Raw genomic sequence first — 24,663 nt, 5'->3', positions numbered from 1 at the left:
AATAAACAAGGTTCTCCGCCCCCTACTCCTGCGAGTCTGACGGCTACCGGAAAGGCCGCAATGGTGTCGCTCAGCTGGAGCTCGAGCACAGGAGCAACGTCGTACCAGATTTATCGGAGCTCGGACGTTTCGGGCCCGTTTACACTTGTGCGAGATGGCTCGGGCACAACGTGGTCTGACAATGGGGTGGAGTATACGAGTACGTACTACTATCAGATTAGTGCGTCGAATTCATCAGGAACGAGCCCTTTATCTGCCGCAGTGCAGGTTACGACCACAGCAACGACGGTCGTGCTAACCGGCCAGCGGGTAGGCACCTCCGTCGTATTGGCCTGGCCAAGCCACAGCCTTCTCACGGTTTTGCGATCGGCAACGCCCCTGGGGCCGTGGTCGGCGATCGCGACTCTGGGCGCGGTGCCTCCTTACACCTCAACGGGCTACACCGACTCGAGCGCACCTAGCGGACCCATTTACTACCGACTCCTAAGCGTCCCCGAGGGCTGGTACTCCACCATTCTATCTATTGATCGGGCTACGCCGGTTCCGTTTGATATTCATCCACCATTCGCGAACGGGATTCTTCCGACTCCCATGACCTTTCCGAATTGGATGGAAGGGGTCGCGCCCATCGATCAGAGCTCGGCGCCTGAAGGAGGCCCAGCATCGTCCATCGCGGTTAATCTGGCATACGGCGCCGTCGACATCGATAGCGGCCCCGACTTCACCCTCGACAATCCGACCGGGCCGGTCCTAACATTTGAACGGCGCTACCGAACGCCGCTCGCGGTCGCACGGCTTTCCTCACCGGGTTTACCGGCGGGTTGGACGCACAATTGGGACTACCGCATCCTTCAAAGCGATCTAAACTCGTGGAGTCCGCTCACCGTCGTTTATCCGAACGGAGGCTCGGAGAATCTCACGCCCGTCCTCAATAACGGCGTTCCCACCGGCGCATTTTCTGGGCCGGTCGGAGTTCCATATGTGGCCACCGGGGCTCCCGCAAGTGACGGTTCGCACACTTGGACGTCAATTACGCTGCAGCACAACGGCTTGGCCAAGGAAGTTTTCGCAAAACTTGCGAACGACTCGACGTATCGCCTATCGACTTCGTTCTCCGCCAACGGGGGCAAGCTCGTCTTCGTTTACTCGACGGACCCGCAGGCAAAGCTGACTCAAATTAACAACGGCATGCCCGCCGGCCCGAGCCTCATGAAGCTCACCCTCACCTATGCGGCAACGGGTGGGATGCTGAGCCGAATCACTAACTCGGTGACGACGTCGAAGCGAAATTACACGCACACCAACGGCCTCCTCACCAAAATGTCGAAAATCGATTCGTCGTCGGCGGAGTGGACCTATGCATACACGACGATGGCGAACGGCAGCTCCTTCCTCAACGTGGTGGGTACAAGCGACCCGCAGGGGGCGATGGCATACGCGAATGTGTATTACGACAGCCAAACCGGAAGGGCCACCTCGGTGACGGACGCCCTGTCCAATGCTCGCAGCTTCACCTACGACGACCATGGTGGCGCGAGTGCATCTGCAAGTCCTCAAAGCGGAAGCGCCTTTACCAGCTATGGCGTAACCTTTGGATCGGACGGACGGTTGGTCGGTGAGCAGAGCGCGGCAGGTGATGTCGTCACCTACGATTACTCCGCGAGTAACCCATCAATGATCGCGCACGTGTATCGGCAGGTCGGTGCAGCGATCAGCGTCGACATCGACACGCACGGCAATCCAACCAAAGTGACTTATCCGCTCGGCAACTATGTCCAGTACGGGTGGTCGTATCCTTCGAATGCTCCTCTCGGACAGCTCAACTCCATCTCCCGGGTCGGCTACAACGGTACACAACTCGCAGCAACGACGTTCAGCTACTACGGCGCCACCGAGAGCGGTGGAAAATCTGGGCTGTTAAAGTCGATGCTTACTCCTACCGGCGGACTTTACACCTACTCATATACTAGCCTCGGCAGCGTTCAGTCGATTAACACTCCAAGCATTTCCTTGTCATACGATTACGCGCACGACCACAACGGGACGGTCGTGGGCACGGAGCGCTACGAAAAGCCTTATTCGATCGAGGATAGCGGAGGCCGCTTCGCCGACTATGCGTACGACACCTCAGGCCGCGTTACTACGAGTGCCGATGCCGCGGGTAACCAGTCAAGCTTCGTTTACAACAAGTACGATCAGTTGACTTCGGCGACCTCACCGCTGCAGCAGCAGCTAACGATCGGCTACACCATCCCGGGCAAGGGTCCCACGTCACAAACGGTCTCCTCTCCGACGTTGGGTCAGCTCTCGGTAGGAGCCCAAACGTACAATAAGGAATCGGGCTTAGCAACCCTCACAGATGGAAACAATTTGGCAAGCTCGGCCACCTACACACCGGAGCACGGCATCGGCACGCTCACGAACGCGGCCGCGAAGCCGATGCACAGCTTTTCGTTGAATGCGGCCGCGAGGAGCGCTTCAACAATCTTCGGCTCCGGATCCAAGAGTCTCACCCGATCAGTCACATACAACGCAAACGGAAACGTGACCTCAACTACGGGCTCCGACAACCGGAGTGCGACCGTTACCCGGTCACAAATTGCGCCCGACCTCGTCTCCTCCATTCGCTGGACCGATGAATTCAATAGCGCCGTCGAAATGGACTTTGGGCACGACGAGTTTGGCCGCGTAAGCCAAGCGACGTCGTACGCCTACGGGGAAGATCCGAGTTCGTCGAGCGGATTCACTCATCAGTTCTCTTATGACGATGAAGACCGCCTCTTGGACAAGACCATACCGGGCAGGACCACCGCGGAGACGAGCTACGTATATAACGCGGATGGAAGCCGACAAACCATGTTTGTAGGCTTTAACTCCGGCACTTCCAACGGTGGATATTACGCCGCTTACCAGTACGGATATGATGACAGTCGCCGCGTGGCCAGCATTACGGTGAATTATGCAAACATCAGCAAACAGATCTTTGGGGCACCCATTGCCGTCGTGCGATACGCGTATGACGCAAGCGGCAACGTAAAGGAGATGCGGACTCCGAAGTCCGATACCTTCTACACCTTCAATGCTATTGGTCAGTTGACGAGTCTATACAACGTCACCCCGGACGGGGCACCCGATCCCAATGCACCGGCGGCAGCCCAATTTATAGATCCGGCCGACGGCAGCATGCATACCGTGCTGTCCGGGTTCAGCGGGATGACCTACGACCTTCTCGGAAATCGGCTGGGAATGGACTACTACGCAATGGCTACCTACGGAAGCGGAACTCCGACGTTCATTTCCGGGTCCGTCGCTTGGACCTACGACTCGGGTGGTCGCTTGACCGCAGAAACCTGGAGCGGTGGACCCTCATATACGCATTCGTATGACGCAGCCGGCAATTTGACTACCCTTCGGGGAATTTCCTGGTCTGCTGATTCACTCTCAGACCAACTTACGGGTTCCTCGGGCACTACGGGATATGCCGCGCCGCAGTTCAATGCCAGCGGCGAAATGACCTCGGCCAGAGTGGTATGCGCATATGATCCGGCGGGCGCCGTGCGGTCGGTAGGCGGATCGTCTCCCTTCAAATCCGGGGAAACCTTCTGGTACGTGCCGAAGTATGACGAAGCTGGACAACGGCGCTGGATGCAGGTTGGAACCTACTGGCAGGGAATTCAGAATATCCGAACTGAAACATATGCCTACGACGGATCTCGCTTGGTGATGCGCGCAAATGCCGCGTCGGATTCGTTGAATAACCCCTCCGATCTTTCTACCGATCCGACGGTTCTATACGTTTGGGGACCAACAGGAGCCGCGATGGAGTTCAACCCTTCGGGAATCTCCAAGTCCTTCACTTTCGATCCTCAGGGGAACTGTGTGGCGACCTCAGCCGGGCGAACGGACAAGCCAATGCTCTTCGACGCATACGGCCAACCGATCTTCAGCTATACGAACGATATGCGCTCGCTGCAACAGCCGTTCCAGTACAAAGGGGAGGCCGGCTATTACACGGATGCTTACTCCAAACTCAACTACTGTCTAAGCCGCTATTACGACCCACTGTGTGGTCGCTGGACATCACGCGACACGCTCGGCCTAGCAGGCGGCGAGAATGTTTACCAGTACTGTAACGCCAATCCGGTTATGAACATCGACCCTACGGGACAGGTGATCATTAGGGTTATTTCCTATCGCGTCTTCAACGGCGGATGGCACCGTGGAATCGTCGTAATCGATAACGTGGGCCACAATCAAGCGTGGAGCTTCGCCGGAGGACCGGAGAAGGGTGGGATGGCCCACGTCGGAAACCTTGTCAGTAGATCGGGGCCATGGAAAGCCGGAGCGAAGACGCAGGATTACGGCAAGTGGCATTACCAGGAGGACGCTCTCTGGTACAAGCCGATGGGTCTGGGTACCTACTCTCAAATCCCCGAAGACGAACGCCGGTGCATCACGCTCGTTCACAACAAGGATGCGTGGAAACCTTGGATTGATAAGTTCCAGGCTATTGAGGCAAAGATCAAAGGACAGAAACCGCAGGATTACGCGCCGTTACCTTCCGAGTTTCATCTATGGGGCGGGAAAACGGCCAACAGCAATACTTGGTGCCACTACCTATTACAGGAGGCCAACCTCTTGGATCAATACAATCACGCTATAAAGAAGCTACCAGGTGAAGACCTTCCCTGGGCTCCGGGCTGGTTTGTCAAGGTGCCCTATAACGACGCTCCATGAAGTCGAGAATCGCACTCGTTGCCGTGCTGGCGGTTTCCCTCCTCATTGGGTGTGGAGCGCTCTGGCTCAACAGTGCAGATCGTGCCGGACGCCGCTTGATCGAAGAACGAAAGCAGTTCTGGACCGCCCAGCTTTCTCGCCTCAAAAAAGAGAAAGCTGGATTTAAGGAGTTAAGCACACTGGGCTCCGAGCTAATGTCGGGGCGATGGGCAGCGGTCGAGGATCACCGAACGGAGGGCGCCGATAGGAAGTGGGCTAAGGTCCTATGGTCGACTTCCTACGTCGGAATCGACGTTCACTTCGACGACAAAGGAGCTATCGACCAGTACCAGGTCGAGGAAATCGCCACTGGGATTTGAAGATAACCGCGTTTTCGGTTGCCCAGCCGCCTCTACGGTGAGAGAGCGGATCAGAATCTTGGGAATCGTTTGGGCGTTGTCGCGCAGGTACGAGCCAACCTGCGGCTACTGGAGGCCGCATTTGCCCTAATGAACCGGTCTCAGCCGGTAGGGGTTCCCAGGCAGCGACGGTCTTGTAATCACCACGTCGTTGGCCTCCCCTGAATTCACAGGAGATTTAACGCGAAGGGTTGTAGCCGTTACTTCCTTGCCATCGGATCCTTTGAAAGGGTGTCGACCTGAATTTGCTTGAGACCGTCGGGAACGTTGGGATCGGCTTTGATTTGGTCGATCTTCTGCCGCGAGGTCACATTTTCGGTGGGATGCATACCGGACGCGCTGTCTCGTGACGAGCAGCCGGCCAGCCCGGCCAACGCGCAAAGCGGTAGGAGGTGGGTGAGTTTCATAGGGCACGTAACAAACAGGGCAGGCGCACGAGTCCATGCGCCTGCCCCGCATCGGACGGATTACTTGTAGTCGGTTTTGAGCCGGATCTGGTTGGCTTCGTAGTCCTGCCACGGAGCCCAGATATTCGGGTAGTGAGGTAGGCAGTCCCAACCGTCGGAGGCGAGGGTCTGGGAAATCTTCGAATTCTTGGCGTGGCCGTCGAAGTAGATGAAGTTGGCGCCGCCGCCACCATCGGTCATCAGGCCGCCGAGACCCGCCCCGCCGTCCCATCCAAGCTGAACCCCATCGGCGCTGTAGGGGCGCTCGAGGGCGGTGGCGTGGTCCACATCGAGAAGGAAAGTCTTGGTGGGAGCGACCATGATCGTGCTCGCCGGCTTGGTTAGCTCGCTCATGTTGCCCGACCCCTGGTTGAATTGAGGATTGTCGGTATAGTTCGCCGGCCACCACCGATGGAGGTCGCCAAGCTCGTTCGCGCCGGCTTCGTTGTTCACGGCATAAGAACGTGGGAACCGCGTCGTCTCGTCCCCGACTCCGGCCGGATCCCGCCCGGACGCGGGGCCAGCCTTGGACCATGCGTGAGAAGAAAGGGGCGACTGGAAGATTCCGCCGTCTCCGGGGGTGTTGAAGATTTGCCCCACGCTATTCACCCGGCCGCCACCATTCTTAATGTAGGGATAGACCAAGTCCTTCCAAGAGATCTCGCTCGGCCCCGTAAAGTCGGTAGCGAAGATGTGGACGTCCCGAATGAATGGGGCGAGGTCGTCGTTGTCTCCGTTGTAGAGCATAAAGCCCATTCCGATATTCCTCATATTGCTGAGGTCGCTCGTCTTCTTAGCGGCTTGCTTGGCTTGAGCGAAAACGGGGAAGAGAATAGCAGCGAGTATCGCGATGATGGCGATGACGACGAGTAGCTCGATAAGCGTAAATGCACGATGGATGATTCTCATAATCAAGGACCTTCTTTGGTTCCAAATCCCGTTTTAGGTAGCTTAACTTCGGCTACGACTCGGGGGACATGGACAAAGAAGGGGAACCCTAGGACAAAATGAGGATCGCGCCCGTCCCAATTTATTTCGAGGAGTTGCGAGACCTCAACGCCGGATGCGTAAGCGACCGGCTTCCGATTTTGTGCTTCGAGGACCCAGCCGAGAACCCGGATGTCGTCCGCGGCTATCTACACGTCGACTTCATGTCGGTGTACGTGGCGCGCCAGGGGAGCGGCGTGCATTTCGTGGACGAGGAGCCGTTCAAGGTTCAGGCGGGCGACGTCTACGCGATGGGTTACGGCATGTCGCACCGTTTCGAAAATTCCGACGGGCTGGTGCTCGACACCGTCCATTTCGTGCCCACGATGTTCTCGCCCGGAACGCAAGAGGCGCTCTCGGCCACCGAAGGATTGGCCCCGTTATTCCTGGGGTTCGAAGGCGCGGGTTCCAGCCGATGGCTGCGCCTAAGTAAGGCGGCGCACATTCAGGCAGCGGAGATGTTGCACGAGATGCGCGAGGAATGGCGGATCGACGCCCCGGACCGAGCACTGATGGTGCAGGCGACCTTCTTGCGTTTCCTGGTGTTCTTAGCGCGGTGTCACCGCAACACGCACCGGTCCGGCTCACGCGTCGGCTCGAGAGCTCGAGCGCTGATCGAGTTGCGCTACGCCGAGCCGTTGAAGATCGGTGACCTCGCCGCCTCGGCTTTCCTTTCCATCGGGCGCTTCACGGAAGTGTTTCGCGCGGAAGTTGGCTGCTCGCCCCGCGAGTACCTTGGACAGGTGCGAATCGCAGCGGCAAAGAAGTTGTTGCGAGAGACGGATCTCACGATTTCAAGTATCGCCGCCAGAACCGGCTTTCCCGATCCCGCCTACTTCACTCGGTTCTTCCGCCAACAAGTGGGCATCCCCCCATCGGACTTCCGGGGAGACTAACGCGAAGGGTTGTAGTCCCCTACGGACCGCCGGTCTCCAGACCGGCCTCCCCTACGTCCTACGGACGTAGGGGAGGCAAACACGACCAGGATGGTCGTGATACACATGCCACGTTACTTTGCCATTGGACCTATTCGCAAAAGGGTGGCCTTTTCGTCAACGCCGATGTAACGGCAGGTTGTCAACACTCCTTTTCGTAGGCCGCGCGGTTACGCGTGGCTATTGAAACGGAGGAAATGACCACATGATTGCTCGCTCGACGATGAGTCGAAACTTAATGGCGCTGACCGCGTTGTGCCTCGGAGCCACGGCGGCTCGTGCACAGGCTCCCAGCATTGCCAGCTTCAATCCGTACCACGCACCGGTGGGAACATCCATCAGCATCAGCGGAAACAACCTGAACGGGACCACGGCGGTCTACTTCAACGGGGTTGCCAGCAGCTCGATTACTAATTTAAGCGCCTGGTCAATTAAAGCGACCGTGCCCGTGGGGGCGACGACCGGCAAGATCAAGGTTGTAACTCCCAAAGGGTCCTACACCTGCGGAAGCGACTTCCAGGTCGACGGCGGCAACGGCGGGGGAGGAGGCGGAGGCGGTGGGACGCTTCCCAACATTGCCTCTTGGAACCCAGGCCATGCGGCGGTCGGAGCGGTGGTCTCGATCTCGGGCAGCGGCTTCACCGGACTTCAATCGGTCAAGTTCAACGGCGTCGCGGCGACTCAGTTCACCGTTGTAAACGCCAGCCAGGTCAATGCCACCGTGCCGGTCGGCGCGACCACCGGCAAGCTCGTGGTCACCAACGCTAGCGGCTCCTATACACCGTCGGTCGATTTCGTGGTCGACGGGACGGGTGGGGGCGGCGGCTCTACCGGAGGAGGTTCGACCGGCGGGACCAGCGGGGGAGGCGGAAGCACCTACGCTTACCCACCCAATATCGATCCTCCAGCGACCGCGATGACCGGGCACCCTCGCATCTTCGTTCGGCAGTCGGATATCCCGACGTTGCGCAACTGGGCGAACGACAACAACCCGGTTTGGGTCTCGCTGAAGCACCTTGCCACCATCGCCAAGACGACGATGGACAACGGGCAGATCGTGGACGCGGGCGACGACGGCTCCAGCAACTGCCCGGCCCCTTCCGAGAGCTACGCGGAGATCTTCGCCTTTATGTCGCTCGTCCATCCGGATCAGGCAACTCGCGACGACTACGCGAACCGGGCCTACGCCCTGCTTATGCCGATCATCACCGAGGCGGCGAAGGGGATGGACGACACGCAGAAGTTCCGGTGGCACACCTTCGCCACCCACAACCGGGCGAGCTGGTACGGAGAAGGGTTCCCGCTGACGGTCGACTGGATCTACCAGAAGTTCACGGCGGCCGATAAGGCGAAGATCCGCACCGTCTTCTTGCGGTGGATTCAGGAGAACCTGCACGCCAACACGACGGCGCAGGAACACCCGATGCCGCTCAACACCTACAACGACCCGTCGCTTGTCGACACGAACGACAAGGTCCGCTGGGCGGCGAATAACTACTACAGCAACCACGTACGGACGGTCGCCCTCCTTTCGATGGCGCTCGACCTCGGCGACGACGTTCCGGCGGTCGCGACCGACCCGGCCGCTGGCTCACTGCGAAAGTACATCGGGAATACGATTCAAGCTTGGCTCTACCAAGTCAACAAGTTCGAGACCACGGCGGGCGCCGGCGGCGTCTCCCCCGAAGGACTTGGCTACGGCGAGTTGACGATGCGGGGCATCTCTTGGACCCTGCTGGGGATGCACACGACCGGAATCGAAGGAGCCGCCGTCTACGGGCCGCTTTCGAGCATGGCGAGCACTCCGTACTGGGATCACGAGGCGATCGACGCGCACCTCAACCTGATGTCGCCGTCGAAGCAGGTTCTCCAGAACTGGATCGGCCCGACGTACCTTCCGTACCTCTTCTCCGACTGCGACACGTATAAGAACTTCGACTACATCCGAGTGTTCGGCCCACTTGCCATCATGGCCCGCGATGCCGGCGACATGGCGAAGTACTCCAAGCTTCGATGGATGATCGACAACCTCGCTCCCGGCGGCGTCGCTGCCCGCGACGCGGCGATCTACAGCGCGCTCACCGCTTCCAGCGTTTCCACGGGGGTCATGTACTTCCTCGCTTGCGACCCGAACTTCGCCGGATACAGCGATCCTCGCCCGACGATGCCGACCGAGTATTTCGCGCCGGGTCTCGGCCTCTTCTCTTCTCGTTCGGACTGGAGCTCGAACGCCAGTTGGTTCGTCACCAAGTGCAGTTGGAACCGGATCGACCACCAGTTCGGCGACGGCAACGCAATCGCTTTCTGGCGGGGCGGCGAGTGGCTCACCAAGCCGCACCTCGGCTACGGCTCCGCCATCGCCTGCTCCGACTACCAGAACACGCTCGCCATCAAGAACCCGGCGGTGACCGACCTCTCGTTCTGGATCGATAACGAGCAGAGAGGCTCCCAGTGGGTTTACGATCCGGACGGGGACCCTTCGAGCGTTCTGGCGAGCTCCGGCAACGGCTACGCCTACAGCCAGGGGGATTCGACCAACCTTTACAACAACGTCTATCTGGGAAACAAGGACGTGGCCCACGCCAGCCGTTCCTCGGTCTACCTGAAGCCTGACGTAGTGATCACTTACGATCGAGCAACCTCCAAGACGGTCGGCAAGTTCAAGCGGTTCTGGCTGAATACCCCGGCGATGGCGACTATCAACGGCAAGTCGGCCAAGGTAACCACCGCCTCTGGACAGAACCTGTTCATCGACACCCTGCTTCCGGTCAACGCAACGGTGACGGCTTCGGCCGCCGAGGCTCTGAACGGCCAGCCGGCCCAGCTCGACCCGATGACCCACCGGTTCATGGCGGAGGACACCTCCAATCCGCTCGACGTGCGGTTCCTGCACGTTCTGCAGGGGACGAATGCGGGCGTCGCGAAGCTGCCGACCCAGACGATCCAGAGCGCTTCGGGCACGGGATTCGATGGAGCGGTGGTTGGAACGTTCGCGGTCATGTTCAAGCGAGACATGTACGCCGCGTTCACCGGAACGACCTTCACGGTTCCGGCGACCGCAACCATGCGGCTCGTTACGGGGCTCGTGCCGAACGCCGGCTACACGGCAACCATCACGAACACGGCCAGCGGCCTACAGATCGTGATCACGGCGGGCGGCAACTTAGTTGCCGACGCGGCGGGGGTCATTTCCTTCTAGGGATCGACCGCACCGTCGAACGGCCCGCGGACCAAGGTCCGCGGGCCGTTTTTGGTTTCGTTACGCCGCAGGCGTGTAGCCGTCGCCCACGTGCGACGCCCGGTACCTCAGTGGGGGTCACCAACAAATGTCGAGCAGCATTTGGGCGAGTTCGTACCCAATAGACCCGGTGAAAGGATATTCATACGGGTCGGCTACCAATCCGGCTCGGATCGGGTTTTGTAGGATGTAGAAAGCGTGACGTTTCCAGGTCGTCCCTCCATTACGCATCTTTACCAGAGCCAAACGCGTTGCGCGTGGGCAACGGCTACACGCCTGCGGCGTAAGGTGGGGAACATTATTTTGTTTCTAGCCATCAATTCCTGAACCTACCGGCGAAATTGCGGACGTATCTTGCGAAACTAGTACGTGCACGTATCATAATCGAGGCATGAGCAATGAAGGCCGTCAGGCGCCAGAAGGAGCGCCCCCTGAGAGTCCCGCCCCGAAGAAGCGGCGGCCGATCATGTTCGTCGTTCTTGGAGTCCTGGTGCTTGCGGGGCTCTTTTTTGGGTTCCGGTCCTGGTCATACAACTCGACTCATGCCACCACGGACGATGCCCAGGTGACCTCTACGATCGTTCAGGTCGCGCCTCAGGTGGCGGGGACGGTGATGCGGGTGCATGTCACCGATAACCAAGTCGTCAAGCGCGGCGATCTGATCGCCGAAATCGATTCCGCCAGCTATCGCGACGAGGTGGCGCAGGCGAAGGCGAACGTGCAGCTTGCGGAGGCGCAGGCGAAGCAGGCCGATGCGAATGTGCAGCTAACCGGCCAGATCGGCAACGCCCAGATCCAACAGGCGCAAGGACAGGTGGAGCAAACGCAAGGGGCCATCTCGGGATCGGTGGCGGACGTTAGCAAAGCGGAGGCGGGCGTCGCCACCGCGCGGGCACAGGCCTCCGGAGCGCGATCCGCGGTGAAAGGGGCGGTCGCCGGACTGAGGACCGCCGAGGCGAATTTAAACCGCGCGAACGACGGAGTGCGACAGGCGCGGGCGCTTCTGGAGAACGCACGAGCCGCCGCGAAAGGGGCGAACGCCAATACCGAGTCGGCACGAGCGGCGGCGGGCAAAGCCGAGCGAGACGCGGAACGGGCTCAGGCGCTCTTCAAAGAAGGAGTGATTTCCGCGCAAGCGGCGGATCAAGCCGCCACGCAGCTCACGGTGGCCCGGTCGCAGCTTGAAGCGGCCCAGGAGCAGGCCCGCTCGGCAACCGCGCTCATTTCACAACGCGAGGCGGAAGTCGCCACCGCGCGCAGTCAGGTCGACGCGGCAGCCGCCGGAGTGTCGCAGGCGAGGGCTCAGATCCAGGCGAACCAAGATCAGGCGGCGGCGGCGGATCACGCCGTCAACCAGGCGCGGGCTCAGGTGACTTCCGCATTGACCAACGTCAAGCAGGCGCAGGCGAGGCGTCACCAAGCGTCGGGGACTTTGGCGCAGGCGAACGTCGCTCCGGTCCAACTGCAGATCAGCCGGGTGGGAAGCGAGCAGGCGATGGCGAAGATCGCGCAGGCGAGGGCAACTCTGGCGGACGCGGAGCTGCACCTCAAACGAACGAAGATTTACGCGCCGGTCGACGGGCGAATCAGCCGGAAGACGGTTACGGAAGGAATGCAGGTCGCGGTGGGCACTCCGCTGCTGGCCATCGTTCCGAACGGGTCGGCGTGGGTCGTGGCGAACTATAAGGAGACCCAGCTCGCGGACGTCCGCGTGGGACAACCGGCCGAGATCGAGGTCGACGCGCTTCCGGGACGTACGTTCAAGGGGCATGTCGATAGCATTTCCGCGGGCACCGGCGCCACGTTCGCCCTTCTGCCCCCAGATAACGCGACCGGCAACTTCACGAAGGTCGTTCAGCGGGTGGGTGTGAAGATCGTCTTTGAGCCGGGGCAGGAACGGCTAAGCGACCTGAGAGCGGGGATGTCGGTAGTCGCCAGCATCGTGACGAAAGGGAGCGTGTAATGAAGCCTTACGCAGTTCTCGCCATAACGGCACTCGGCGGATCGGTACTGGCTCAAGAGCCGAAGCTTCCCTTGCCGTCGCCGACCCGCCCATTGCTGGAGTCACCGAACGCGGACGAGTTGGCGAAGATACTCGGGGGTCGCGATATGACGATCGAAGACGCGGTCGGGATCGCGCTGGCGACCAGCCGGGGGTACGCGACGTCGATCGCGAACTTGGAGCGGGCGAAGGGACGGACCGGGGAGGCGAGGGCGGCGTTGCAGCCGCAGGCCGGGGTGGGCGGGTCGCTTACGATCTACGATAAGCCGAACGTGGCCAACTTTGGACCCACGAGCGTTACGCTTCAAAATCAGTTCAACTCCATCTACACAGCGTCGATTTCGTTGCCGATCGATCTCTCGGGGGCGATCCACGCGGCCGCAAGCCAAGCGCAGTTTAGCGAGGTCGCCGCCCGGATCGACGTTAACCGGGTCCGGAACCAACTGGTCTCCGACGTTAAGGCGGCGTTCTATCAGGCCCTACGAGCGCAGGGGCAGTTCGTGGTTTCGCAAGATACGCTGACGAACGCGCAGACTCGGCTGGAGGATGCCCAAGCCACGCTTCGCGCCGGCACGGGGACGCAGTTCGACGTGCTGACTGCCCAAAGGGACGTCGCCGACGCTCAGCAGGCGGTGGTGAACGCGCGGGGGGCGGTAACCCTTGCCTTGGCGCGGCTCAAGAATGTGATGGGAGTCGACGTTTCGGCGCCGATCCGAATCACGGACACGGGAGCGGTTCAAGAACCTGAGGGGGTGGCTCCGGTCGTCCCGCCAGTGAGTACGCCGCCGCTTTCGGAGTTAAAGATCCCGCCTCCCGCCGATAACTCGAGCCGTCTGCACACGGCGCAGAACGAGGTCGAGCTCGGCCCGGATTACCAGGCAGCAGTACGCGAGGCGCTCGCGACTCGCCCGGAGGTCCTGGAATCGGAGGCGGCGCTGACGGCGGCCCAGAGGGGGGTCATGTATGAGCGGCGACGAGCCTTGCCAACCTTCTCGCTTTCCGCTCAATACGTGGTGCAACCCACCGCGGCCGGGTTTACGCCGGAGCAGCAAGGGTCGATCGGCCTGAACTTCAACATCCCGATCTTTCGAGGCGGTCTCGACCGAGCGCGGGTTCGAGAGGCGGAAGCGACGGTGGCGGGGGCCAAGACCGATCGGCGGAGCGCGATCGATCAGGTCACCTTCGAGGTGCAGCAGGCATACGTAAATTTGGCGCAGGCTCGCGAGCGCGTACAGGTCGCCAACGTCGGCCTGGCGCAGGCTCGAGAGGCGTTTCGCCTGGCCCGACTCCGAGCCCGCGTGGGGGTTTCGGCGGGACCGCTCACCTCTCCTCAGCTTGAGCTCAGCAATGCACAGGCGAGCCTGACGCAGGCGGAGACGAACCGGGTGAACGCGCTGTACGACTACAATCAGGCGCGGTCGGATCTCGACCGGGCGGTGGGACGCTACTCGTATGGTCCGGGAAGCGGATACGCCCAGCCTCCGACCTCGAAGGATACGGGACAGACCGGCAAGCAATGAGCGCCGTCGCCGCCCCCATTTCCGCCGCACCTGCACTTCCAGCCAAGAGCCTGCGGTGGATGATCGCCGTCTCAGTGTCGCTGGCAGCGCTGCTGGAGGTGATCGACACCAGCATCGTCAACGTCGCCCTCACCGACATGCAGGCGACGCTGGGGGCGACGCTTAGCGAGATTGGATGGGTGGTCACCGGATACGGAATCGCGAACGTCGTGATGATCCCGCTGAGCGCGTGGCTTGGCGACGCCTTCGGTAAGAAACGGTATTTCGTCTTTTCGATGATCGGCTTTACGGTCGCATCGATCATGTGCGGGATGGCGACGACTTTGCCAGTGCTGATCGGCGCCCGGATCTTTCAGGGGCTCATGGGAGGTGGGCTTCTGGCAAAGGCCCAAGCCTTCCTGTTCGAGTCGTTTCCGAAGGAAGAGCAGGGGATGGCGCAGGCACTGTTCGGGGCGTGCGTGATCGCGGGTCCGGCGATCGGGCCGACGCTGGGGGGCTGGCTCGTGACCAACTTTTCGTGGCCGTGGATCTTCTACATCAACCTCCCGGTGGGGATCGCAGCCACGCTCATGTGCATTGCCTATCTCCCCGAAGATGTGAAGCGTTTTGGGAGAAAGGCGGTCGACTACCTCGGAATCGTATTGCTGATCTTGTGGGTGGGCAGCTTGCAGATTTTGCTCGAGCAAGGATACGAGAACGACTGGTTCGATTCCCGCTTCATTTCGGTCCTGGCGGTGATCTCTTCGGTCGGCCTCGTCCTCTGGATTTGGCGCGAGCTCAGGACAAAAGCGCCGGCGGTGGACCTTCGCGTCTTGCGGCATCGATCGCTGACCGCGGGCAGCGTCTACGCGTTCGTAGTCGGGGTGGGCTTATACGGAGCCCTCTTCGCGATTCCAATTTTCGCTCAGCAGGTGCTTGGATATACCGCGTATCAAACCGGCATGCTGCTGCTGCCGGGAGCGATCGCATCGGCATTGATGATGCCGGTGATGGGGCGCCTTTCGAAGGTCGATGCCCGCGTGTTGATCGCGCTCGGCTCGCTGGTGTTGATCGGTTCGCTCGTCGTCGTTTCCCGTATCTCGATTCTGACCGGACCCGAGGACCTCTTTTGGCCACTCGTTTTCCGAGGTATCGGGACGGTGATGATCTTTCTTCCCCTTAGCCTCGCCACGTTTAGCGGAGTGCCCAAGGAGGAGGTGTCTGCGGCGAGCGGCTTCTACAACCTCACCCGGCAGCTTGGGGGGAGCGTGGGAATTGCGGTCTTGACGACGATCCTCGCGCAACGGGAGGCGTTCCACCGTTCGAACCTTGTGGAATATGTTTCCGCGTACTCTTCTACCGCCGCGGAGCGGCTATCGGCCCTTACGGGCGGCTTCGTGGCCAGGGGCGCCGCACCGGCAACGGCCCGAACGATGGCGCTGAAGGCGATGGACCGATCGGTCGACGTCCAGGCGGCTGTGCTTTCGTTCGGGGATATGTTCCACATCGTGGCCTTCTTGTTCGTGGTCAGCCTGGGACTCCTTTTCTTGATGGGAAGCGGCAAGCGAAGCGCCGCGCCAGTGGACGTGCATTGAGCGACGCGATGAAGGACCAGATCGACCTCCACGAAAATCCGGCGTACCAGCTCTGGCTGGCCACGAACGCTTGGCAGCGCCAGGTGCGGCGGGCGCTTCTTCCGCTGGGGCTGACCCACGTTCAGTTCACGATATTGGCCGCGGTGCGACGCCTGGGAGCGGCGGAAGAGGTGGTTTCGCAGGCAGACGTCTGCCGGTTCGGGTCTCTCGACCCGAACATGGCTTCGGAGGTGTTTCGGTACCTCGAACGGAAGGGGTTGGTCACTCGACTTCCCCACCCGACGGACGGACGCGCGCACGAGCTGGCGCTTACGTCGGCCGGCGAAGAGCTGCTCGACCAGGCGAAAGCGCTGGTCGTCCCCGTCAGCAAGGCGTTCTTCGCGCCGTTAGGAGAAGAGCAGAAGGAGCTCGCGCGGATGTTGCGGACGATCGCCAGGCAAGATATCGCCGACGTCTGCCAGGGCGACTAGCATGCGCAGCAGCCGCAAGCGCGGCCGCGGAGCGCTTGGAATCCTTCCCAGAGAATGATCGGCGTCATGGCGAGGGCAGCGCCCGGGTCGGCCCACCACCAGCCGAAGGCGGTATTCAACGCGAGGCCCACGAGGGTGATGCCGGCAAGGAAGGCGCAGAAATGCGTTTGCTTGGCATCCGCTTGCATCGCGTTGCTGCCGATCTCCGCGCCGATGCGACGTTTGGTGAATCCGAGTACCGGCATCAGGGCGACCGAAGCGCCGGCCACTACGATTCCGAGCAGGGTCTGACGAGGAATCTCGTGGTGCATAAGGGCCTGCACGGCGTCGCTTCCGATTCCGAAAGCGAGCGCTACGAAGCAAACTCCCACGAGGCGCAGGCCGACCGCTTCGGAAAGGTAAAAACGCCCCTTCCCGCCCGCCGACGCGAGACGCCAGAGGACGATGCCGGCGGAAAGAACCTCCACCAGACTATCTAGACCGAAGCCGAGAAGGGCGACGCTGTTCGCTCCGCGACTGGCGATCAGCGAGGCGCCCCCTTCCAGCAGTCCATGCGCCACCGTCAGCCACTGCAGCAGCGCGGCGCGCCGGAGCAGGCTGGATGAGGGAGGATCGAGAACGGTTGCGGACGCCGACATACAGAACTATCAACGTCCATTTTGGCCTCATTCGCTCCTCTGCGGCCAGGCAAATTTATTCGCCCGGCGTCGGCGTGAGGGATACGCTCTGATCGATGTGGATGGTGACGCCGCCGAAGGTGTGGTTCGTGTCGAGCTCGCCCTGCCAAGCGAATGCATCGGGAACCGTGCTTCTGCCCGGCACATCGTTGATGGAAAAACTTGCGGGGCCGCCGCAGACCCACATCCGCGCGGGAGCATGGTGGCCGTGCGCGTGCAGCTCCTGGGTGAGGATGTTCCGCAGGACGTCCGCGTTCTTTCGGTGAAGATACATAGCCGGGAGGTACCGGGCGTCTTGAAGCACCGACTCGATCCAAGCTCGAATGTAATCTTGTTGGACACTGGTGACGACGTCGACCGGCTCGACATCAAGGTACACGTACCGGAGGTGCGGGAAACCGTCGGCCGCCATCGCGGCAACCGCATCCTTTCCATCTTGAGCTCCGCGAGCGGGGGTGAGGTTGCCGTGGCCACAGCCGGTTCCACCCTGGTTTCCGACGAAGACGGGAAGGATGTGGAATCCGAGCTCCTCGATAAAGGCACGCTTGCCACGCCATGAGTGGTCGCTATGGCAAGGGCCGCCTAGGTAATACCCGACCCATTCGTACGGCGAATGAGCTTTCCAAGTCCTCATGTGGTCATCGCCCGGGTAATCGGAAGTGTCGAATCCAGGATGTGGCATCCGACAAATAATAGATCACTTAGGATCTAGATGCAAATAGGGTTGGATTACTCTTCCGTCCCATACACACCAAATTCTTGGAGCTGAACCCACTTCTGAGCGACGTCGCCTACGATCCTCACGAAGCGAGCTCGAATCGGTGGGATTCGGTAAACCCTGACCGGACCCGGACGATGATCCCAGTCGGCTTCGGTAAGCACCGTTTTCTCTTCGCCGGAGAAGAGGCCGGACTCGGAGACCTCGATGTGAAACTTCGACCAGAAGTCATGGGGGTTCACGACGTTTGAGGCGATGGCGAAGCCATCGACCAGGCACGGGCGATGCAGGTCGACCTGCAGGTTCTCTCCGATCTTCTCATCCGGCCGCCAAGAAAGCTCCGGGGTGTCCCAGTCGCCATCCACGGCGAAATCGCTCAGCTTCCTGCCGGAACTGGAAGTGGTGGCATGCGCCTTGGCCAACGACTGGTCGCCGAAAAGGGCGAGGAAAGCCGAGGGGCTCGCGGCCGCGCCACGAACCCGGATAAACCGGGCCGGCCGGCTAGGAAAGCAAAGTCGGCCAGGGCCTTCTAGACGGCCCAGTTCGAATTCTTCACCATCGAAAACTCCGGTGAGCGACGCTTCCACGATGGCGGACTTCGCCTTCGGTTCGAGACGGAGGATGGAAACTCCGCCCACCGTATCGAACATGGAGGGGACCGAGGCTGCGTTTCCCAGAGAGGGAATGAAGTCTGGCCCGGTGTGTTTTTCGGCGCCGTTGCCGATGAATAGCGGTCGAGTTCCCGTTACCTCGGCGATTGCGTCTTCCGTGATCGTGGGCTCCAGGGCGCCGGAGTAGATCCACGTATTCGACTGAACCGTCGCGGGGCTTGAATTTATGAAGTGGAAAGGGCGCGCGTGTCCGATGAAAACGTTGTCGAAGATCCGGATGTCTCCGCTTCGGTTTTGCGCGCCGTGGTTCGGGTGAGTGGCGTTCGCCTCCTCGTCCGAGAAGTACATGGCGGTGGGCGAGCCGTAGTCGCGAATGAACGTATTCCCTTCCACCACGTTGGCCCAGCCGTTATCGAGCTGCAATCCTCGGGTCTTGTTGCCGACCACCAAGTTTCCTCGAACCGTGGCATTCCGGCTGAAGCCAAGCCAAAAGCCGTAATTGGAGTACGCGGCCACGTTCTTGATGAATTGGTTGCCGGAGCAGAAATCGCTCTCGAACGAATTAGCGTCCTCGGCGAAGCTCGCGTCGTTTTCTTGGAAGAGATTGTCGTTCGACGGGTGGGTCGGCAGGAGCACTGGATTGTCGCCGACGCTTGCCGCTCCCTGCTTCTTGGCCTCGGCCGCGGGAACCGGCGCAAGCTCGTTCGCGCGGAGGAACACTCCATCGCCAACGCAATGGACGAGGTTGTTGCGGAGAACCTTGTTCCGGCTCGAGTCGTGCTCGAGGAGGATTCCGGCCTGGTCGCCTCCCTTGTGGGCGAACGAGCCGTTCTTCGCCATGCCGATGCCGATCCATGTGATGCGGCAATCCCGAATTTCGTTATCGCTGGAAGCCCAGAGATGGATGCCGGTATCGTCATTCTTGGAGAAATCGCTACGCTCGACGACGGTGGTAGTGCAGCCGGAGAGGGTGAGACCGTTCCACTGGCCGTGGGCGTGGATCCCTTGCAGGAGGCCGCCGGAGACGCCGCGAAGGAGGATTCCGCCCCCGTAATCCGGCTCCTTCCCCCCTTCCATATCCATGACGACCTTTCCGGCCGCCGCTTCAGGATAGTTTTGATTGCCGGAAGAGTCGACGGAGATCAGCTTGAGTCCGGCCGAGCCTTCCGCTACGAGCCCCCACCGGAAACCTTTGATCTTAAGGTTCTTCACGGTTACATTGGATCCTTTTTGAATTTGGATGCCAACGCCGGCGCCGTTACCGAGCAATGTGGCCCCGCCGCCATCGAGGACGACGTTGACGCCGGAGACGACGATTGGTTGCGTAAGCCGGTAGGTTCCAGCTTTGAACTGCGTCGACTTGGTAACCTCGTGCGGGAGGCCAGTTCCGGTCTGCCCGACGAGCATGAGGATTGCGGGGATCATGGAAGGCACGAGACGATTGTTCCACTTTAGGAGTTCGCTTCGGTCGGAAGATCGTTCCGCATTCGTCGGTCGGTAAATTTGCCTACCCAGTAAATAGACCCAATTCGCTCTGCCGGGACCTACGGCCTTGTTAAGGTCGTTACAATGACAAGGTTCCAGCCTGTGTGCCGCAAGAACTCGAGATTCGATAGATGCCCGTAACACTTCGCGATATTGCCAAGCAACTTAACCTGTCGCATGCGACGGTGTCATTCGTGCTGAATGAACGCAAGGACGTCGCGATCCCCGAGGCGACCAGGCAGCGGGTATTCAAGGTGGCTCGCGAGCTTGGGTACCGGCCGAATATGGCGGCGCGGGCGCTGGTGAGCGGCCGAACCCAGATTTTGTCGGTGTGCGTGCCACAGATCCGATCGCCGCACTACTCCTACGTGTTCCACACCCTTGTCGAGGCGTGCCAGGCGATCGGCTACCAGGTGCTTGTTTCTCCCTCGCGCCCCGGCATGTTTCGACGAGCGATGGACTGGCCCGTCGACGGCGTCTTTGTGATGGACACCCCCGAGGTGATCGCCAGCGGCGACATTCCCAGCCATATCCCGATTGTGAGCGTGGGCACCGAGGTGAACACTAGCCTGGACCATGTGTGGGTCGACATCGCCGCCGGCGCGGCCGAGGCGATGCGACACTTGACCTCCACCGGACGGCGGCGGATCGCCTTCATCGGCACTCCCGGCGCTCCCGACCGGATGAGCTCCTTCGGCGCGGCCTACGACCGCGCGATGAGCGCCTTGGGAGCCGAGCCGTGGAGAATCGAGGTGGCGGGCGGCGATTACGAGGCGGCGCGGCTGGCGGCGAGGCGAGCCGGCGAATCGGCCAATCGGCCCGACGGATTTTTCTGCCAGGATGACGGCATCGCGATCGCGGCGATCCGGGGGATGGCCGACCTGGGACTCCGTTGCCCGGACGATTTTGCCGTGGTGGGTGGAGACGGAACCGATATCGGCGGGGTTACGATTCCCACGCTGACCACCGTCGCCAGTCCGGTGCCGGCGATGTGCCAGGCTGCCCTGGAAATGCTAATAAACCGGATCAAGGACGACAAGCTTCCGCTGCAGTCGGTATCTCTGCAGGGAACGCTGATGGTGCGCGAGTCGACGCTGACCGAAGCCGCCACGGCGGTTTAGCCAAGCGCTTGTATTGACAGCGGCACCGGGCGATCTGCCACCATATCGATCCGTCATGCGTCGCCTCTCCGAACTGTAGCGCCCTCTTTGCCCGCGCCCTTGCCGCGAATCTCGCGGTCGCGCGTGGCCCTGGCCGTTCGTGAGCTTTCTTAGCGACTGCCCCGCATGGGCATGCCTCCGTATGATGCGATCTTTAACCAGACTGATTTCCGATTCTTTGATGCTGCCGGAAGATGCGATGGTCTACGACGTCAGTCGTCGTTTGGCCGACCTCTTTTCGGACCGACACATTCTCGAAACCGATGATTCCGATTTCGACCTTATCCGCTACGCCGCGGAAGGTAAGTGCTCGCTCCACCTGATGGACGCGACCCATGCCCAGCTCGACATGACCTGGGACACGCGCGAGCGCCAAGCGCGGACGGAGCCGCGGAACGCCTTTTACGAAGTTTTATGGCGGGGCAAGCGGCTGCACTGCCTAAGCCTGACCTACGGGCTTTGCGATACCGAGCGCCACTTCCTGATTGCCGAGCGGGAGCAGGATGCGCACGACCTCTTTTCCGCGGTGTGCACTTGGGGCGCCGAGGTACGCGGAGAGATCCTCGTGTGGCGCGGCGGGGCCTGGAGCCGCGACAAGCTCTTGATGAAGCAAATCGAAAGCGCATCGTTCGACAGCCTGATCCTAGCCGACTCGCTCCGCGACGAGCTGCTGGCCGACTTTGACGGGTTCTTTTCCGCTCGCGACCTGTATGCCCGATACGGGGTGGCATGGAAGCGGGGCATTTTGCTGCTGGGCCCGCCGGGCAACGGAAAAACCCACTGCATCAAGGCGATGATCCAACGGCTGGGCCGGCCTTGCCTGTATGTGCGGAGCTTCCGCCCGGCGAAGGGGACGGTGGCCCAAAGCATCGAGGCGGTCTTTACCAAGGCACGCGCGGTGGCGCCATGTCTGCTGATCTTGGAGGATCTGGATTCGCTCGTGGACGAGGCATCCCGATCGTTCTTTTTGAATGAGATGGACGGCTTTGCGGAGAACGAAGGGATTCTGACTGTGGCCACGACGAACCACCCGAAGAAATTGGATCCCGCCCTGTTGGATCGGCCCAGCCGCTTCGACCGCAAGATCACCTTCGACCTCCCGGCTCCGCCCGAGCGTCTGCGGTTCTTAACGGTGACGAGCGGGCAGCGGGAGGAAGCGGCGCGGATCGACGAAACCGAGATCGAAGAGATCGTCCGCCTTACCGAGGGGTTCTCTTTCGCCTATTTGAAGGAATTGGGACTTTCCGGCCTGATGGCGTGGGTGCGCGATCCGGTTCCCGGAACCATGGGCCAGGTACTGCGCAGTCAGGTGGACACGCTTCGGAGGCAGATGAAAACGACGAAGCCAAAGCCCATCGTGGAGGAGGAGGACGACGATGGCTAGACGCCTGCCGGGGCGGCTCGGCGAAGCCGGGGTAGAGCCCACTTCCAACGCTGCTTACGGAACCCTTTGCGGAAGGTCTCATTGAAGTTGACGCACCGCGTGCCGTCGGGCAGGCTGTACAGTAGCTTGCGCATGGCATCTTTGCTGCGGGCGATGCGGCGAGGAACGACGATAGAGGTCTGGAGGCTAGTCAGTACGTAGCGGCGATCGGTGGGGGGACCTTCCATGAAGATGGCGGTCACGTCGGTCCAGGCAATTTCGCGAGTGTCCCACGGCCACTTCGTTTTGATTCCGGTGGAAGTAAGGTCGAGCGTCCCCCAACCGTCCTTTAGGTCGTAAATAGTGGGGAACCAAAAGGACGGAATGAGGAATGCCCCTTGGTGCAGGACTCTCGAGAAATCGAAGAGAGCCATGATTAGAGCGCCACACAGCATTCCCAGAGCTTGGGGGCTGACCCGCGGGTCGAGGAGGGTGTGTCGAAATTCCTCCGCGGGGGGAATTTGACCGCACTTCCACCGCTTAGCGGCAAGGCTCTTCGGCGCTCGGTCGACCATGATCCGGTGGAGCTCGGAGAGTTCGATCCGGGGCAGGACATGGACGCCGTTGGCGGAGACCAGCGCCCAGGTATCGGCTACAGGCAGATAGCGCACGATCTGGTCGAACCTAAGCTGGAGCTGCCGGCGGTTCAACATGTCGTACACGGCGATTCCGTCATCGTCGACGACGACGCGGGGAACCAGGTGCGACGCGACCAGGAACACGCCCATAAAGCTAAGAAGGAACCGGAACGCCTGATCGACGGGAGGATGGGTCGAACTGTCGTGGAGAAATTTCGAGAATGGACCAGCGAGGAGAAACGCACAAACTCCGAGCGCCACGCCTTGGAATAGGACCCGATCTTGGAGCCAGAACGTGCGCCTCACCTCGATCGGGTTTACCAGATCGATTGGCGACTATGATAAATCGGTGACCGACGAGCAGCGAATCTTTTTGGAGTCGAACGGGTTCCTAACCATCGCAAACGCGTTGTCCCCGGAGCATCTCGCGCGAATCCAATCGGCAGCCAGTGGGGCGTACGAGAAATGGAAGGATGACTTCTCACTGCCCGGCGTTAGGAGCGAAGTTCTCGATCAGATCCAGTCTCCCATCGAGTACGACGACGAATTATTGAGCCTGCTCTGGCATCCCTCGGTGTTTCCGCTCGTTCGGGAAATCCTGGGCGAGGACGTGATGATGATCGACAACGACTTCTTCATCACCCCGCCGCGGACGCCGCGAACGCACGCCGGCTGGCACCACGATGTGGGGATGCGCGGGGTGTACCACCCGCTGTCGGTGATGATGGTAAAGGTGTTTTTTCTTCTATCCGACGTGGACGAGAACTCGGGCGGGACGGCCATGGTGCCGGGCTCCCACCGGTTTCCCTTGGATTTTCGTTTTCCGTCGGTTTCGGATCCCCGGGAGATGCCGGGGATGGTCCAGATGACCGGGCGCGCGGGAACCGCATATCTGTTCAACGGACGGGTGTACCACTGCGCGGTGAACAACGACTCCGACCGCCCCCGGCGGGTGCTGATCTACAACTACGGCCACTTCTGGATGAAGATGTGGCCCGGCTACGAGCCCTCGCCGCGGCTGCTGGACGCCGCCCGCTCAAGCGGCGACCCGGTGCGCATGCAATTGCTCGGTATCGGCGACGCGTACGGGCAGTCGCTAAGCTAGGACTCGTTGGATAAACGCCCGAACATCCTCGGAGAACCGCCGAGTTCCTCGTCCGAAACGAGGTCCAACGACCTCATTTGGAGAAGCTTTAGCGGCGCACTTGATCGGCTCGGCCCATCGAAGGTCCTTGCGATGTCCTTGTTTCGATCTCCAATCAACCCGTATATCTCACCAAACCGTTCGTGCATCGTGATCGCCTCGTTCGAGGCGATCACCGTGATTTCGCCGACGATTTGGGCGCAGAGCCGATCGAGAGCGACCAGCGCGAGCTGACGCAGCACCTTCCAATCGGATTCAGGGATTCGTTCCACCCAGGAATTGTGCCCCGCCTCGCCCTGCTTCCCCAGGTAATCTCATGAAACTGCGGCCTCGTAGCTCAGAGGATAGAGCGCCTCCGTCCTAAGGAGGGCGTCGGGGGTTCGAGTCCCTCCGAGGCCGCCATGATTTGTGTAGGTTTGGAGAACGATTTGATTCAAATCTACAGAGCTCAGAAGATGCCGCCAAGACTGCATGCGCTTTTCCGCTGAGGTCCACGGCTTTTAACGGCTAGAACTAACCCACGAATTGACCCACAAGTACGCCACATGCCAGAACGCCCC

General features: G+C 60.8%; 18 protein-coding genes and 1 tRNA gene. 12 read left to right on the top strand and 7 right to left on the bottom strand.

From position 1 onward, the window contains the following. Nucleotides 1–591 precede the first annotated feature (591 nt). Together OP10G_RS13295 and OP10G_RS13290 are read left to right on the top strand one after the other, a co-directional pair. Nucleotides 592–4,737 (top strand): RHS repeat-associated core domain-containing protein, encoded by a 4,146-nt coding sequence (locus OP10G_RS13295; protein WP_158409231.1) that lies wholly within the window; start codon nt 592–594, stop codon nt 4,735–4,737. Then, nucleotides 4,734–5,096, top strand: coding sequence for a hypothetical protein (locus OP10G_RS13290; protein ID WP_025225392.1), 363 nt, complete (start codon nt 4,734–4,736; stop codon nt 5,094–5,096). Before OP10G_RS13295 ends, OP10G_RS13290 begins: the two co-directional genes overlap by 4 nt. A gap of 239 nt (nt 5,097–5,335) precedes the next feature. On the opposite strand, the gene OP10G_RS26355 is transcribed toward OP10G_RS13290, so the two are convergent. Further along, nucleotides 5,336–5,542: a hypothetical protein gene (locus OP10G_RS26355; RefSeq protein ID WP_144241151.1), complete on the bottom strand. Its 207-nt coding sequence runs from the start codon at nt 5,540–5,542 to the stop codon at nt 5,336–5,338. A 60-nt stretch (nt 5,543–5,602) separates the two neighbouring features. Next, entirely contained in the window at nt 5,603–6,490 is an 888-nt protein-coding gene (locus tag OP10G_RS28020; RefSeq protein ID WP_025225393.1) for a prepilin-type N-terminal cleavage/methylation domain-containing protein, read from the bottom strand. A gap of 98 nt (nt 6,491–6,588) precedes the next feature. On the opposite strand from OP10G_RS28020, the gene OP10G_RS13280 reads away from it, so the two are divergent. The 6 genes from OP10G_RS13280 to OP10G_RS13255 all read left to right on the top strand — a co-directional run bounded on the left by OP10G_RS13280 (nt 6,589) and on the right by OP10G_RS13255 (nt 16,307). Then, on the top strand, nt 6,589–7,464 hold the full coding sequence (locus OP10G_RS13280; protein WP_025225394.1) for a helix-turn-helix transcriptional regulator: 876 nt from the start codon (nt 6,589–6,591) through the stop codon (nt 7,462–7,464). 262 nt (nt 7,465–7,726) lie between these two features. Further along, nucleotides 7,727–10,702 carry an IPT/TIG domain-containing protein gene (locus OP10G_RS13275; protein ID WP_158409230.1) on the top strand — a complete coding sequence of 992 codons (2,976 nt, stop codon included), beginning with the start codon at nt 7,727–7,729 and terminating at the stop codon, nt 10,700–10,702. A 430-nt stretch (nt 10,703–11,132) separates the two neighbouring features. Next, entirely contained in the window at nt 11,133–12,704 is a 1,572-nt protein-coding gene (locus tag OP10G_RS13270; RefSeq protein ID WP_025225396.1) for an HlyD family secretion protein, read from the top strand. Next, nucleotides 12,704–14,263 carry a TolC family protein gene (locus OP10G_RS13265; RefSeq protein WP_025225397.1) on the top strand — a complete coding sequence of 520 codons (1,560 nt, stop codon included), beginning with the start codon at nt 12,704–12,706 and terminating at the stop codon, nt 14,261–14,263. The genes OP10G_RS13270 and OP10G_RS13265 overlap by 1 nt, the downstream gene beginning before the upstream one ends. 59 nt (nt 14,264–14,322) lie before the next feature. After that, nucleotides 14,323–15,837: a DHA2 family efflux MFS transporter permease subunit gene (locus OP10G_RS13260; protein ID WP_227624925.1), complete on the top strand. Its 1,515-nt coding sequence runs from the start codon at nt 14,323–14,325 to the stop codon at nt 15,835–15,837. Nucleotides 15,838–15,845: 8 nt separating this feature from the next. After that, nucleotides 15,846–16,307: a MarR family winged helix-turn-helix transcriptional regulator gene (locus OP10G_RS13255; RefSeq protein WP_038475249.1), complete on the top strand. Its 462-nt coding sequence runs from the start codon at nt 15,846–15,848 to the stop codon at nt 16,305–16,307. Here the strand turns inward: OP10G_RS13255 and OP10G_RS13250 are convergent. Genes OP10G_RS13250 through OP10G_RS13240 form a run of 3 tightly spaced genes read right to left on the bottom strand, consistent with a single transcriptional unit; the run spans nt 16,304 to nt 19,738 of the window. Beyond that, nucleotides 16,304–16,945 carry a cation diffusion facilitator family transporter gene (locus OP10G_RS13250; protein WP_025225400.1) on the bottom strand — a complete coding sequence of 214 codons (642 nt, stop codon included), beginning with the start codon at nt 16,943–16,945 and terminating at the stop codon, nt 16,304–16,306. The two genes, OP10G_RS13255 and OP10G_RS13250, sit on opposite strands and share 4 nt — an antisense overlap. Before the next feature lie 55 nt (nt 16,946–17,000). Continuing rightward, nucleotides 17,001–17,666 carry a glycoside hydrolase domain-containing protein gene (locus OP10G_RS24665; RefSeq protein ID WP_025225401.1) on the bottom strand — a complete coding sequence of 222 codons (666 nt, stop codon included), beginning with the start codon at nt 17,664–17,666 and terminating at the stop codon, nt 17,001–17,003. A 47-nt stretch (nt 17,667–17,713) separates the two neighbouring features. Next, the gene (locus OP10G_RS13240; RefSeq protein ID WP_025225402.1) at nt 17,714–19,738 is read right to left on the bottom strand and encodes a right-handed parallel beta-helix repeat-containing protein; all 2,025 of its coding nucleotides are present in this window, start codon (nt 19,736–19,738) and stop codon (nt 17,714–17,716) included. Nucleotides 19,739–19,929: 191 nt separating this feature from the next. Here OP10G_RS13240 and OP10G_RS24660 point away from each other — a divergent pair, with 191 nt between their 5' ends. Continuing rightward, nucleotides 19,930–20,919 carry a LacI family DNA-binding transcriptional regulator gene (locus OP10G_RS24660; RefSeq protein WP_025225403.1) on the top strand — a complete coding sequence of 330 codons (990 nt, stop codon included), beginning with the start codon at nt 19,930–19,932 and terminating at the stop codon, nt 20,917–20,919. A gap of 220 nt (nt 20,920–21,139) precedes the next feature. After that, nucleotides 21,140–22,342: an AAA family ATPase gene (locus OP10G_RS13230; RefSeq protein ID WP_052547745.1), complete on the top strand. Its 1,203-nt coding sequence runs from the start codon at nt 21,140–21,142 to the stop codon at nt 22,340–22,342. Here the strand turns inward: OP10G_RS13230 and OP10G_RS13225 are convergent. After that, nucleotides 22,339–23,265, bottom strand: coding sequence for a hypothetical protein (locus OP10G_RS13225; RefSeq protein ID WP_038473083.1), 927 nt, complete (start codon nt 23,263–23,265; stop codon nt 22,339–22,341). The two genes, OP10G_RS13230 and OP10G_RS13225, sit on opposite strands and share 4 nt — an antisense overlap. A gap of 43 nt (nt 23,266–23,308) precedes the next feature. Here OP10G_RS13225 and OP10G_RS13220 point away from each other — a divergent pair, with 43 nt between their 5' ends. Next, the gene (locus tag OP10G_RS13220; RefSeq protein WP_158409229.1) at nt 23,309–24,064 is read left to right on the top strand and encodes a phytanoyl-CoA dioxygenase family protein; all 756 of its coding nucleotides are present in this window, start codon (nt 23,309–23,311) and stop codon (nt 24,062–24,064) included. Here OP10G_RS13220 and OP10G_RS13215 read toward each other — a convergent pair. Then, on the bottom strand, nt 24,061–24,375 hold the full coding sequence (locus OP10G_RS13215; RefSeq protein WP_025225407.1) for a hypothetical protein: 315 nt from the start codon (nt 24,373–24,375) through the stop codon (nt 24,061–24,063). The genes OP10G_RS13220 and OP10G_RS13215 overlap by 4 nt on opposite strands. 54 nt (nt 24,376–24,429) lie before the next feature. Here OP10G_RS13215 and OP10G_RS13210 point away from each other — a divergent pair. Next, nucleotides 24,430–24,505: transfer RNA gene (locus OP10G_RS13210), tRNA-Arg, on the top strand. The last annotated feature ends 158 nt before the right edge of the window (nt 24,506–24,663 follow it).

The organism is Fimbriimonas ginsengisoli Gsoil 348 (assembly GCF_000724625.1).
GTDB lineage: Bacteria > Armatimonadota > Fimbriimonadia > Fimbriimonadales > Fimbriimonadaceae > Fimbriimonas > Fimbriimonas ginsengisoli.
Note: the sequence above shows the minus strand (reverse complement) of the source record. Positions and strands in the feature narration are given on the sequence as shown.